Below are 13,316 nucleotides of genomic sequence, written 5' to 3'. Positions count from 1 at the left end.
CCTAAGGCCAATGTTAAACTTAGTGTTGTTTAAAGGGAACACTTCCATAATACTGCATCTACTACAGCATCTTATCTATGTTAAATCTGTTGTTGCAATTTTAAAGGAGATTTCCTCTGCTGCCTCTAAAGCTCTTCTTTTAGCAGTTTCTTTATAATATGATGATGCTAAAATGTAACCATAACGATGCCCCATTGATGTAGGTGGCTGTAAAATTGCTCCTTTTTTAGGCTTTATATAAACCTCTTCTATGCCTAGGTAGTTAGAACTGCGTTCTTTTCCCGTAACTTGAATTAGTTTTCCTTTGGACTCAACTGTTAAATAATGGGCGTATACATATTTATAATCCTTTTTAGTCAAGGAAGGTTCCTGCCCCATCATTAATTGCATAGTCTCTTGTACTAAGTTAATTCCATGTCCAATTTCAATCATACGATTCATAGCTCCACCCGATATTCTTGGATTTATCTCAATTAATTTCCAACCTTCAGTTGCTTTACGAAGCTCCAAATGACACGCTCCATTTTTCATACCAAAGGCCTGTATAATGGAACTAACAGCATTAAAAAGACTATGAGATAAGCTACTATTCAATTTCCCTAACAAAGAATAACCAGTGACGATAAAACGCTCAAAAAGGGTAATTTCTTGTTCAATTATCGCAATAATATGAACCCTTTCATTATGAACTAACACCTCAACTAAGTACTGAGGACCATCTACGTATTCCTCGAGTAAGATTTCCTCGTTAGGTAGCTTTTTTAAAAGGGTATGCATAGATGATATTAACTCACTCTCATCCTTCGCTAACAATACATCCTTTGATCCTGTTGATTTAGGGGACTTAACGATAAGGGGAAAATTTATCTCTTTAGTTTTAAGAAATGAAGATAATGATTCTGTTGGTTTATAAATTAAATAATTAAGTGAAATGGGTAATTCCTTTAGCACATTACGAGTCAATATCTTATCTTCCATATGATAGATTGCATCAGTGGATATATCACTCTGACAGAATTCCTCTGACAGACGTGCAGCCACATAAACAAAAGGGTCAATGAAACTAAAAATTCCTTTTATATTTTTTCTTGTTTTTTTTAATTTTTCGATTATCGTGACTAAATTATCATAATCATTTATATCAGTAAAGATCATCTCATGCACATCTGGAAATTCACTTCGATCTTTAAGAAATTTTTTTCTACAAGTTAACAAAACCGTAAAGAAATTAAGATTATTTGCTGCCTTAATTGCTTCCCGACTCGATCCTGATTTATTTGTTTCAATAAAGACAATAGTATCCATAAATATCCCTCATCCTATCCGATCAAAAATGTTCTCTCACTCTATGATATAAAAAAAAGACAACCAAGGTTCGTCCAAATGTAAATAATATACGAATTTGATGAATATACCTAAACAAGTAAGAGTAGAAGAAAGGATGATTGCTATGGCTTCAATCGGCATGCTTCATCATCGTAAAGACCCAATAAATGTTAGAAAAGCTTATGCTTTCGCTGCAGTAGCAAAAGTCGAAGGTATAGATTTTTTTTATTTCACTCCAGGGAAAGTTAATTTAGAAAAACGTACCATTTTAGGAAAAACATACGAAAAAGGAAAATGGATAGAGAAAAGATATCCTTATCCTGATGTTATTTATAATGCCAGCCCCCCTATAAGTGATAAAGCAGCAGATATAGTAGATGAATTAAGGAAGATAATCCCATTTACCAGTCACTCCGTTGGGGATAAATTAACTGTTTATAACAAAGTGAATAAGGCTAAAAAATTTAATCAGTACCTTATTCCTACTTCAGAATTAACTAATTATAGAGTATTGCTAAATATGGTGGAAAGCTACACAAAAATAATTGTAAAACCCTTATCCGGGCATAAAGGGGCTGGTATTTTCTATATAGAGAAGATAGGTGACAGTTATAAAGTTAGTAAAGACGAACAAGACTCCATATTTAGTGAAAATCAATTAGCAGAGTTTATCGATAGTCATATAAAACAGGATACTTACTTAGTACAAAAATTTATAACATGTAAGACAAAATTAGGAAATGTATATGATTTTAGATTACATGTACAAAAAGGTGGAAATGGCAATTGGTTAATTACGTCTATATATCCCAGAATAGGTAAAATGGGTAGTATAGCTTCAAACCTAGGCAACGGTGGCTATACTTGTATTCCGGATATCTTTTTAAAACAGGAATTTGGAGATAACTACTATAATGTCCAAAAGTATCTTGAACAATTTGCTTTAAGTTTTTCTAACCATTTTGAATCTCTATATCAAGATATACTATTTGACGAGTTAGGAATTGATGTAGGACTTGACAAAAAAGGAAGACTTTGGATTTTTGAGGTAAATTGGAGACCAGGCCCTCCTGTCATTATGAATGTTGAATTGGATGTAGTAAGGAATACTCTTCAATATGCCCAATATCTAGCTGATAAAAATAAAAAATATTAGCTGAAATTTATTTATATAGAAATATAAGCATTATTAATTAATATAGGACTTCAATTCAATAAATAATTTTTAATGATGTGAAAACACATGCCTCTGCATGGAGATATTTTTTTATTTTACTCTATAGATTTTATCTAGCCATACCAAGTCGAGTAAGTTAGGGGCAACATTGTCCCTGCCTCCCATAGCAAGTTTTTTTATCGTCTCCTCATCTACCGTATTAGTAGATAAAACGTACGCCCATACTCCAAGTAGAGGTACACATAACAGCATCTTTCTTTCATCAGAGGATAGCCACAACCTTATGTACCTATAAGGGACCAGCAAGAGGTCAACTTCATTTCAGATCTATCATGAGTTTGTCCATAAGGAAAATAGTATTCATCCAGTTATGCAGTTTTATGCTTTTCTGTTCACTTTCCATATACCGGTGTTCACTTTCTCTTGTATTCTTTATACCCTGTCACGTCATTTGATTGTACAGTCTCCCTACTTATATAATAAGGGGTTTACTGAGCTCATCATCCTATAGATACAATCAGCTTAAGTAGATTCTTTACCCCAGGTAAGATACATGACGTATCACAGGAGTATTATGTATCTACTTTTTCTCTTGCCAATACGTAAACAAATCTGTATCCTGTCCTGATCTCACATTTACGAAGCTTACAAACCTTCACTCTCATTCATCTTACTTATCTTCCCCAACAGTGTTCCAGACCGTGTATTGATTTTCTATTTCGGCGCTTTCTCATGTAACCCTCAAATCCGTTACCAAGCCAACGTTTTTTGACATGAATATTTTTTACGTCTAAACTAGTGGCTTTTGCCCTAATATATAGTAGCAACTGCTTGTCATACCCTAATTTTTGTTGCCTAAAATTATAAAAGAAGGAACATTCGCATATAGAATGCTCCTTCTTTCTTAAATTTATTATAAAGTTCTTTAAAGAGCTTTATCCAATACATTTTTGAAACTCTTCTAAATTAAGTTGTTCCAGTTACCCTGCTGATACTAATAGCATCTAAACTGGTTGTATTAATATTATCCGAGCTATCTGTCCAAATTAGAAATCCATCTTGTACATGAATAAAAGTACCATTTCCATCAATTTGGTTTCCAAAAGAAAAAATTTGAATCCGATCTCCTCTTCTTAAACCATTAAAATCGAAATCATTTGAAGATGCTCCTTCTAAAGGCGTAATGTTATCACTTGAGTTAACATTGCTTTCAAAGGTATGGCCATTAGACATGAAATCACCTCCTAAAAAAGATAAGTAATAATATATACTATGAAAAAAATTAAGTTTAGTACAAGCCAAAAGCTTATTTATAGTTATGAAAATCACCCATTTAATCCTGTTCGCTTTTCTTGGATACCATAAAATATACAGTACAAACGTCCCTCCAATCTTAGAGTATGGAATTTAAATTTCAATCTATGAAAAACCATTTAAATCTGAAAATATTATAAATATATTCTGTCTTGTCCAATCAATTTAGAATGCTCCCTATATAATATAAGAAAGCATAGGAGTGAATAGTATGAATTTACAAACTCTGCGAGGCTCTTATAATTTAGTAGCAGGCTTAGGGAGTTGGTGTGGTCCAGCACTTTATTCTGAACGTCATAATTTAAGAAGGCATTCATTCCCACTTGATTGGGTTCAAACCCCTTTTCTTTCTGATGTAAATAAATTACTAAAAAATAAATTTCAAGGTTTTATGGAATTAGAAAATATGATTGAAAAAGATATATTAGCCAATTATATAGACGACAATGGATATCCTATTTTTAAATTTGGAACTCATGAATCAGTAAGAGCTCATTATATTACAGATACCCAATATAACATCGACTCTGTTCATGACTTCCCAATAATCCCGAACCAAGAATGGTTTCTACAATATCCTTCCTATAAAGTAAGACTAAATCATCGCATCCAAACATTCCTTAATCAAATTACACAAAGTCAACGAACCTTGTTTATACGACACGAATGGCTGCCAACAAATTATCAAGATATAGTCATACTAAAATCTATATTAGCTGAAATGACTAATGGTAACTTTAATATTCTTTTAATAGAAACCGTTGATGATGACTTACAGGGCGTGAAGGATATGAATTTTGGAACAGCTGAAGATGGTATTTGTTGGGTTCAGGTTTCTCGCGAAAATGGTACTAATCCTTCCATTTGGAATACTCTATTAGAAGGAATAACTTTAATAGATTAAATTTTTAAAGACATCAATTAAGAGGAATGAGAAGTACAAATATAAATAGACCAAAAAATCCAGGACCAGACCTTAGTCGTTAAATAGTTAAACAAAAATTTGCCTTAAGGCAATTAGAAACAACTTAAAGTTGTTATTGCTCCTAGGAACTACATTTTATATATTAAAATTCGGTGTTATTCTATGTTTTAGGTTAACTGATTAAAGAAGCCATCTATTAGATGTAATAGATGGCTTTTCTATTTGAAATTTATAAGCTTTATATATTACCAAAAAATAGTTATCTTACCTTAGGGCACATTTATACTAAATGGACAAACATGCATATTGGATAATATAGGTATTGTATTCATTATCCTTATGGAGGATATGGTGGTTACGGGTATGGCTACCCATATGGTTACAGTGGTTGTTGTTAATCATTCATAGTTTAAATAAGAAAAATATAGTTTTATCAATACTGCTCTTATTTTATGTAAAATAGTCATCGGAAGTCTGGATATATGTCCTAATTCTTTTCGTGAAAAATTTCAGCAAAGTAAAACTCCTTAGATTTAAAAACCGTGAGGAGTTTTACTTTGCTGAATAAAGGATATGTTTCTCATATTTACATACTTTTGCTTTTGAATTATCTTTCTTCAAATTTACCATAAAGTTCTTGAAGAGGCTTTGTAATAATTTTATTTAATTCCATAATCAATATATTCATCCGTTGTTCAGCTTCTATCAATCGTACAATCATTTCATTTTTCTGAACAACTTCCCCTATTTTTTGGACTTCCTCAATTTCATCCCGCATAATTTTCTGACCTGTCATTTGCTTATTTTGTAATTCGATTTGTAAATTGTGGAACTTATTAAAAAGTTTTTTTGTCTCTGGGTCAGCATTAACTTCCCTATATATACTTTTTAAGCTTTTAAATTCGTTGCTTCTACGTAATACCCTTTCAAAGTCATGAGTCATATTATATAGGTTTACATCCAAAGGAAATATCCTCCTAATATCAAATTTATAGTAGATGAAGCTAATTAAATTATTAATCCCATCGGCTTTATCTATAAACATGAAAAATCATTATGATGGTGTATTTAGATCAGGTTTTCATTAAAAAAAGAACGTTTAAAGAAATTACAATATTAAGATACAATTCATTCTAATTTCATTATATTCACTAACCCATTTTTACGTAAATTGTCTATACGAATAACATTTAACAATTTGAGCAAACTACCCAAGACGCCGTGAGGCATCAACATTAAGTTCCCTATTCTTTTAACAGAAAAAACTACTGAACATAGTCAGTAGTTTTTTCTGTTTTTAAATTTGCAAACTCAGGAGGTTGAAAAAGGCAGTCTAAAAGTATACTCAGTACGAGACTAAAGCTACTTGAATACATCTTATGTCTTTATTTCCCTTTAGGTAACTTGCCTATTAGAAATAAAAATTTATTTTTTGAGCAAACTATTCAAGATGTTACAAGGCATCAAGAATCCCTGTTCTTTTAACAAGAAAACCTACTGGTTCCCTCCGTTCCAGTAGGTTTTCTATTTTCAAGCTGTACTTATTTAGTAACTACTACCACTAAAACAAGAACAACCAATGATAACTAATAAAATAAAGAGTACAACAATTAAAGCAAAACCACTACCAAAACCGTATCCTCCACTTGAACCGCAGCCAGGTCCTACACCGTATCCTCCACTAAAACCTCCGAAACAACACATATTCCTCACCCCCATACGTTTCTACTTTAAAATATGTACAAGAAGGAAAATGTTCGTCCCAAACTGGTAAAAGTAGAATTATCCACGCCTGACCAATTTCTATGTCCTTATTAATAGCTTAAGAATCCTATATAAAAAGACCTGTTACTTTGGCGGTTTTAGTAACAGGTCCCGATGAGGAAATATGGAATAGGATGTCTTTATGTGATATAAGGATATCCTATGTAAAACTGGTAAGATAGCTTAGACTAATGTCTATAAAATGATCAAAAATATAAATTATTTATCCATGAAAAAATAATACCAGCACTTGTCCAAACCCTTTTCATTACTTTGCATACCATAATATTGAGCAACCTCCTTGCTCTTCCAATAGATTTCGGCTTATACATTGCTATTAGGCGAGAGAAAAAACTACTTTTGGGGCAGACAGTAGTTTTTTTCTGTTTTTAGGATATATATGATTTACATAAAAATAATTGTCCAAGCAAATTTACTCAACTAAGCATCTTATATAGGAGAGTCTCAAAAGAAAAGTAGGAGAATGATTAATTTGAACTTACATGATATCAAAGGATCCTATGATGCTGTGTTTAGTTTAGGAAGCGCCTGTAATCCAGCGCTTCAATTTCAACGTCTTAATTTAAAAAGATTCACCTCAAGTCCACTTGATTGGAATTACTCTCCATTCCTTTCCGACGTAAATAGATTGTTGAAAAATAAATTCAATGGATTCATGGAACTTAAAAACATGCGTGTGATAAATGATAAGGGAGTTTCTATGTATGCTGATGAAGGGGTTTTTATTTTTCCTGATAAAGGGCTTCATAAACCAATAAAATCCTATCTAGTACTAGATACTGTTTATAAAATTTTTTCTGCTCATGATTTTCCTATTATTCCGAATCAACCTTGGTTTTTAGCCTATCCACCTTTTAAAAAAACACTCAACTTTCGGATAGATAGATTTTTAGATAAAGTTAAAAATAGTCAATCCATTTTATTTGTTAGATGGGTGGCTAATTATCAAGAAGCAGTTGAATTAGAATCTATTTTATCTGAACTAACGAAGGGAAGCTTTAAAGTCCTTATCCTTAACCCAATAGAAGGTCTACAGGGGATTAGTGAAGTAGATTGGGGATTGGGTAGAACTTGTGTAGTTAACGTTCCAAACGATCCAAATAGTAATGTAACATGGGATTATGTCTTAAACGGGATAACGTTAATTAATTAAGGGATTGTTTTAGATCACAAAATCATTAAATGGTGTAAATCGTTACCCCGTATAACAAAAAGAAACGTAACAAAGCCTAGGCTTTGTTACGTTTCTTTTTTAAACCCTATTAAGTGGTAATTATAGTAGTAACACCTAATGTGCTAGTTGGTGTTGAAGTAGAGGTTGCAGTATGAGTTACAAATTCTACAATTACAGGTGCTCCAACTGTTACCTCATCATCAATATTCAAAGCAGTTGTTGACAGAGTGTATACACTAGTAGGCTGTATGACCCCATTAATATATACATTAGCGTAAGAATTAGCTGTTACAGCAGGCAAGGTTGTGATTGCTGCTCCTGTATCATCAATAAAACTCCCTGCAGGTATGGACGTGATTCCTCCAGCAACCATTGGTGCTGTTACGAATACTGTAAATCTTGCAGGTGCAGGAGTCACACTTGTTTGGTGTCACAAGGTTTCTTCATTATTGACTTAGAAGAAGAATGTATAAAAAGTGCACCTTTTATACATATGATATTCCCCCCGTAAATAATCATGTGTATGCGAAAGATATAGTAAAGCCAGCTCAGCTCATATTAAATTTCCCTAAAAAACAACCTCAGTTGAACACTTGAGGTTGTTTTTTATTTTGTTAATGAGATTAATCACCTTTATTTTTAAGCCTTTAGGCATATATTTTTCTAAACGAATAAGGCATAAAAATATTAATAAACCGTAGTAAATGCACTTTCCATTATGTACAAGCTTCATACACTGTAATAAGACAAATATAGAAAGAAGTGTATGATATTATGTTAGGTAATTCTAAAACATTAAAAACTTATGTTTTAACAACCAGCTTTGACAAATATGAAGAACAATTGAATGACTTTCTTCAAAATAATAATTTTGAGATTATAGATATTAAAATTTTTAATGCTGGGCTGAATGTTTCAATTTTAATTATTTATAGAGATCTACTACACCATCCCCTTAAGCATCCCTTTAGATTAAAGAAAAGTCTTTGACATAAAAAGACCCTTTATTATTAAGAGTTCGATACTTGCTTCGTAATTATCCAATTTGATAATTACGAAATTAAATTAAGATGGTGTTATACTAGTTATAATCTTAAATAAATTGGAGGTTATAACTGGTATGTACATGGAATTCTATGAAAAAGTAGAAGGATTAGCAAGAGCTATTGGAGTTACTACTTCAACTGTCAAAAAATATTATTTACTTTTTGAAGAACATGGTTATAACTTTAAACGTAATCAACAAGGACAACTCTTGTTTTCACAAGATGATATAAATTTATTTAAAGAATTAATGCTTTTAAAAAATGAAAAAGGCATGACTGTTCCGAAGGCTGTAAAAGAAATTATAAAAGATAAAGTTATGACGGACACAACTGATATAACGGATATAACTGCTACAACAGAAGACATAACGGTTATATCGAAACACGTCACAACCGTTATGTCTGAATTAGATGAGTTAAAACAGTTAGTAAAAAATCAAAATGAGATTATAGAAAAACAGCAAGAGGACTTTAAAAAACAATTTTTAAAACAAGAAGCATACATAAAAGATAGTTTAGAACAACGAGATAAGACATTAATTACAACATTGAGGGAAGTCCAAGAATCCCAAAAAGAAATAGCTACTAGCTTGTCAAAAGATCAAGCTAAAAAGAAATGGTGGCAAATATGGCTAGATTAAACTACTTTAAACTACTCAAATTGATTGAGTAGTTTTTTAATTAAAAGATGACGTCTTGAGACGGTTTTTTTAGCCTTTAGGCTATAATTTTTTTTAACGAAAAAAATTATAAAAAGACTCTTGCAATTCTATCAGCGAATTGCTATTTATATAGAGTGAGAAGGGACAAATACAAGAATACTGTTATATCAAGGTTTGTAAGATATGAGGTGTTAGAAAAAACTAACACCTAAAAAATGTAAAAAAGATAAAAAAAAAGAAATGCAAGAGCATTTCTAAAATAAATAAATTGGTAGTTTGTGTTTTTTCTTAGTATCTCCCCCAGTAAAATTCTTCAAAGATCTTCGAAATATTTGTCGAGTAGCTCTATCAATTTTATCTTTAGGACCACAACATAGAATATTCGGATTAACAAACCAAGTTCGAGAAGTACAATTACGTCCTTCTTCTGTGGTAATACCAGCTTCTGCTACTCCTAAAATACCTTTTTTCAAAAGATCATTCATAATGACTGATAATGGTGCTCTAGATTTACCTAAAGCTTTCGCTAAATATGTGGGCGTTGCAGCGTTAACTGTTATCTCTTCATGTTCTCCTTCTGCTTTTTCAATATAAAGTATAATAATTTAGACAGGAATTCGTCCCACAAATCATAGTGAGCTTAATTTCATTTTTAAGTACCTAATGTGTATCATAAGAGGATTTCAACTCAAGTTACCATAATGGTCTTTCTAGGTAGTCATAAAAACCATATATGATTAGTAAAGTAACCCCTACGTAAGACTCACCGCCCTATAGATTCTTAAATCTAAGGGGTTTCACCTTATAACCACATGTTCTTTTTAATTTCTTTGAAAATAAAAGAGTACAACTAAAGAATAAGCCAGTAGACCTAGTATAGAAGGAAAAGGTGTATTTCACTATGTATTGTGTCTAAGAGGATTTGAAGGTAAACAAAAATTAAAACCAGCTCCTCCCTATATTCATAGCACTCCACCTTAGGACTTGGGAGGAAATCATGCATTGACAAGTACAACAGCTGCCTAAATGAAGTACCTAACTTTTTGGTTTCAGTTCATTTTGATATACCGATGTATTTTTTTGCAGCTCTTTTATAATCTTTAACAAAAAAAGAACCCTTGTTCACCAAGACAAGGATTCTCAGGAAGAATAGATTTTTTGACTAAACAATTTTTTATACATCCCTGATATAACGGATTTTTCCCCAGGATCCAGGTGGAAGGAAGATGTGTAAAAAGTCTGTCCTTTATATATATGCTGCGTTTTAGCTAAAGCAATCTCCTTTACAAAAACTTATTAATGTTTACATTATGTAAATATTCCCATTCGTTAAAAGACAAGCATACATGCAAAAAAAAATAATCAACATTAAATATAGTATATTGAGAAAAGGAGGTTATGATATGTCTTCATCTAAAAAAAGAAAGCATGACTCTTGTTGTACTCAGCCTTGTTCTTGTTCATCCTCATATCCAAATTCCCCACCTAAGTCTTGCCCTGCTTACGGTAACTTTTTCAATAATACTAGTCTTGTAACAGTACTAACTGGAACTGCATTTCCTTTTAATATGCAAGGACCGATTGCTGGAGGAGTCTCCCTGTTAAATCCCACCACTATCTTTATTGAGAATGGAGGAGATTATAGAGTGAATTTTGTAATAACCGATAACACAGTTGTTTTTGGTCCAAACCCAGTTGCATTTCCTCACCTTCCTACTGTTTCATTATTTTTAAATAATGTCCAAGTTCCACTCGAACAAGCTAACTTTGGACTTGAAATTACTCAAGCAGAAGACCGAGGTTGCAAACCAATTGTTGGAGACACTATTCTATCTATTCCAGATAACTCAATACTTGAATTAAGAAATATAACTACACAGGGGCCTATTACAACTATAATTACTTGTGACAGTGTGGGAAACAACGTTCAGTTAAGCCTTTTTAAACTAAGTTAAGCAGAAAGCACTCTCTAATTCCCTCTCTTGGAAAGCAATCTCGCCTAGCCGAGGTTGCTTTTTTACATACTTAAATCAAGCTAAGTAAAAAGAGATAAGATGGGTATCTCCCGGAATTATTGAAGTAAAATTGTGTCTTAGGGAGATACAAGATGCACACATTAGGAACGCCTAAAAGTTGATCCGCCTTCGGGCGGCCATGTAATCTCAGGATTTAATGTTCTCTAATAAAAAAACTAACATACTTTCCATAGAAAAAAGATCTTAGCTACAATTAAGCTCTTTTTTATTTCCTCACTCTACAAGCTACTGGACTCTTATTGGCGTAGTCTGTAGAGTGGCTATATTATTTTGAATAGTTAAGTTTAAATCATAATAACCTCTATCAACAGACTTACATGCATAATCGCCTGAACATCCTGTCACATAAAATGGCGTATTAGGAAAGCTAGGATTAATAGGAACTGAGTTTGAAAAAAGTTTATGTGCATGATGAGTGAAGATAGCCAAAATTCTATTTCTCACATTGGCAGGTATTGCATTGAAAAACATATCTGTTTCTCCTTGTGTCATAAGGTGGTCGTCATGTATTTCATTAGTTATCCCAGGAACTCTCAAAGGCCAATGAAAATCGATAATATAATAATAATTAGGATCCAAACTTCTTAATAGGTTTAAACTATCCTGGCTCCATCTTCGATTAGCGTTATCTAGCCAGAGATGCCGTACCAATCCCTGCGTTCCTGGAATACCCACATATCCAGTTAGATAACGGTTGACATACCTTCTAAATAAATTTGTAGTAGAATCTTCCCAGTTTCCTATAGATGATCTATAGGGGATATTTGTCCCTAAAACATTATTTATAATACTTGCGAATTGTTGGTAACGCCTTGTAGCTTCTGCTGTTGAAACTCCGCCAGCGTGTACATCATCTCCCCCGAAAATAACATACCTTTTGTTACCACTATTCACCACATTCTGTAAAAGATTATTAAACATACTTTGGCTATTTCCAAACCCCACATGGCTATCACCCACAACAGCCAAATTGACAGTAATAGCCGATGGAAGTCCCGGTTGGTTTGGGGGATTAAAGCAATAATTGTCCACATTACTTTTATTTTTCTTAACTATTTTTATCACCCTTTCTTTATAACTTACTTCATATCTTATTCAATAAATGAAAGGCTGCTTGTACCCTTAAAAAAATGTTCTTTTATCATTTTCTTTCCCCTTTATTTTTGAACAAACGTATCTTAAAAGGGATCCGCACAGTTACGCAGGGTAAGGTAGGGGCATTACTGCCCCGGCCCTACCCTGCGTAACTAAGAATGTATACAACTAAATAACAGAAAAACCCCTTGTACAGTCGGGATTTTTTCTGCGCTAAATCCAACTAAGAAAAGGGATAGATACCTGAGGGTACCTTGTCCAGTTTGCTCAAGATCAAAAGTTTATTTTCTTCTTTTAGTATCCATTTGTAATAACCTAATAAGACTAAAAATAATATTAACTCTGTAATTGATGCTTATTGTAATTTCAGCACCCCTAAGCAAAGTATCTCCTCAGCTTAGGAAGCCCTATAATTATTTCATATTATCTTCGAAATTAATTTTTTTCACTTTATTATCTTTGTTTTTTTTGCCACATTTTCTAATAACCACACCATCTTGATTGGCATTTTGTCCACCTGTTTGGGCAATCTGACCACCTTGATTAGCGTTTTGTCCTCCATTACCACTAATTTGTCCTCCAGTTTCGGCATGGTTGTAAATGTTGATATTAATACAAATTTTCCCTTTTTTACATTTTTTGTTTTTTTGTTGATTATTTAACTGTTTACTATATTCACCATCGTATTTTTTTATTGTAATCACCTTCTTTTTTATTTATCTTTATAATTTATTCATTGATAGCAAAGGTGATTGTATGCTTGTCTTATTGAATTA

Annotated in this window: 12 protein-coding genes and 1 pseudogene; 5 read left to right on the top strand and 8 right to left on the bottom strand. The window is 32.4% G+C overall.

All coding sequences use genetic code 11. The features are described from left to right. Positions 1-75: 75 nt before the first annotated feature. Positions 76-1,305, bottom strand: a complete 1,230-nt coding sequence (locus LAV82_RS27090) for an ATP-grasp domain-containing protein (protein ID WP_098526710.1) — start codon at positions 1,303-1,305, stop codon at positions 76-78. A 145-nt stretch (positions 1,306-1,450) separates the two neighbouring features. Here LAV82_RS27090 and LAV82_RS27085 point away from each other — a divergent pair, with 145 nt between their 5' ends. Next, positions 1,451-2,482, top strand: coding sequence for a YheC/YheD family endospore coat-associated protein (locus LAV82_RS27085; protein ID WP_116299306.1), 1,032 nt, complete (start codon positions 1,451-1,453; stop codon positions 2,480-2,482). A gap of 987 nt (positions 2,483-3,469) precedes the next feature. Here LAV82_RS27085 and LAV82_RS27080 read toward each other — a convergent pair. Continuing rightward, complete coding sequence (locus tag LAV82_RS27080) at positions 3,470-3,736, bottom strand: hypothetical protein (RefSeq protein WP_223269039.1); 267 nt, start codon at positions 3,734-3,736, stop codon at positions 3,470-3,472. Positions 3,737-4,028: 292 nt separating this feature from the next. Here LAV82_RS27080 and LAV82_RS27075 point away from each other — a divergent pair, with 292 nt between their 5' ends. Next, complete coding sequence (locus LAV82_RS27075) at positions 4,029-4,721, top strand: DUF1796 family putative cysteine peptidase (RefSeq protein ID WP_098526707.1); 693 nt, start codon at positions 4,029-4,031, stop codon at positions 4,719-4,721. 628 nt (positions 4,722-5,349) lie between these two features. Here LAV82_RS27075 and LAV82_RS27070 read toward each other — a convergent pair. Beyond that, the gene (locus tag LAV82_RS27070) at positions 5,350-5,706 is read right to left on the bottom strand and encodes a YlbF/YmcA family competence regulator (protein ID WP_098400054.1); all 357 of its coding nucleotides are present in this window, start codon (positions 5,704-5,706) and stop codon (positions 5,350-5,352) included. Between the two features lie 581 nt (positions 5,707-6,287). Beyond that, positions 6,288-6,446 (bottom strand): YjcZ family sporulation protein, encoded by a 159-nt coding sequence (locus tag LAV82_RS27065; protein ID WP_098622537.1) that lies wholly within the window; start codon positions 6,444-6,446, stop codon positions 6,288-6,290. Positions 6,447-6,990: 544 nt separating this feature from the next. Between LAV82_RS27065 and LAV82_RS27060 the strand changes: the two genes are divergently transcribed. Then, positions 6,991-7,680, top strand: a complete 690-nt coding sequence (locus tag LAV82_RS27060) for a DUF1796 family putative cysteine peptidase (RefSeq protein ID WP_255285997.1) — start codon at positions 6,991-6,993, stop codon at positions 7,678-7,680. A gap of 109 nt (positions 7,681-7,789) precedes the next feature. Here the strand turns inward: LAV82_RS27060 and LAV82_RS27055 are convergent, their stop codons facing one another. After that, positions 7,790-8,119 carry a DUF4183 domain-containing protein gene (locus LAV82_RS27055; RefSeq protein ID WP_255285998.1) on the bottom strand — a complete coding sequence of 110 codons (330 nt, stop codon included), beginning with the start codon at positions 8,117-8,119 and terminating at the stop codon, positions 7,790-7,792. Positions 8,120-8,821: 702 nt separating this feature from the next. On the opposite strand from LAV82_RS27055, the gene LAV82_RS27050 reads away from it, so the two are divergent. Next, positions 8,822-9,388 (top strand): DUF3967 domain-containing protein, encoded by a 567-nt coding sequence (locus LAV82_RS27050; RefSeq protein WP_223272405.1) that lies wholly within the window; start codon positions 8,822-8,824, stop codon positions 9,386-9,388. A gap of 275 nt (positions 9,389-9,663) precedes the next feature. Here the strand turns inward: LAV82_RS27050 and LAV82_RS27045 are convergent. Continuing rightward, positions 9,664-9,987, bottom strand: a pseudogene (locus LAV82_RS27045) (MarR family transcriptional regulator); the annotation flags it as partial. Between the two features lie 825 nt (positions 9,988-10,812). Here LAV82_RS27045 and LAV82_RS27040 point away from each other — a divergent pair. Beyond that, positions 10,813-11,364 (top strand): hypothetical protein, encoded by a 552-nt coding sequence (locus LAV82_RS27040; protein ID WP_098526702.1) that lies wholly within the window; start codon positions 10,813-10,815, stop codon positions 11,362-11,364. 306 nt (positions 11,365-11,670) lie between these two features. Here the strand turns inward: LAV82_RS27040 and LAV82_RS27035 are convergent, their stop codons facing one another. Continuing rightward, positions 11,671-12,390, bottom strand: a complete 720-nt coding sequence (locus LAV82_RS27035) for a hypothetical protein (protein WP_472977762.1) — start codon at positions 12,388-12,390, stop codon at positions 11,671-11,673. A 563-nt stretch (positions 12,391-12,953) separates the two neighbouring features. Continuing rightward, positions 12,954-13,244 carry a hypothetical protein gene (locus LAV82_RS27030; protein ID WP_097813199.1) on the bottom strand — a complete coding sequence of 97 codons (291 nt, stop codon included), beginning with the start codon at positions 13,242-13,244 and terminating at the stop codon, positions 12,954-12,956. Positions 13,245-13,316 lie beyond the last annotated feature (72 nt).

This window comes from Bacillus sp. ILBB4 (genome assembly GCF_035064545.1).
In the GTDB taxonomy this organism is placed as follows: Bacteria; Bacillota; Bacilli; order Bacillales; family Bacillaceae_H; genus Priestia.
This window is presented reverse-complemented; position numbering and strand designations above follow the sequence as displayed.